1 protein-coding gene is annotated in these 320 nt (G+C 63.1%); it reads left to right on the top strand.

Features of this window, described 5'->3' with window-relative positions; all coding sequences use genetic code 11:
- Nucleotides 1–320, top strand: a 320-nt coding sequence (locus GSQ75_RS19065; protein WP_216840682.1) for a condensation domain-containing protein, incomplete at both ends; no start/stop codon positions are given.

Genomic DNA, 320 nt, shown 5'->3' with positions numbered 1-320 from the left:
CATCGACCTGGGGCATTTGCCGGCGGCCGAACGCGAGGCGCAACTGCGCGCGCGCCTGCAGGAGGAACTGGCGCGACCGTTCGATCTGCAGATCGGTCCCTTGCTCCGTTTCGGTTTGCTGCGGCTTGCCGAGGACGAGCATATCCTGTTCCTGACCATGCACCATATCGTTTCCGATGGCTGGTCCGTGGGCGTCGTGATGCGCGAACTGGCCGCGTTGTACCGCGCCTTCATGCAAGGCCTGCCGTCACCATTGACCGATTTGCCGATCCAGTACGCGGATTTCGCGCAATGGCAGCGGCAGTGGTTGAGTGCCGACA

The sequence above is a fragment of the Dyella sp. S184 genome (genome assembly GCF_009766065.1).
Taxonomy (GTDB): Bacteria; Pseudomonadota; Gammaproteobacteria; order Xanthomonadales; family Rhodanobacteraceae; genus Rhodanobacter.
This window is presented reverse-complemented; position numbering and strand designations above follow the sequence as displayed.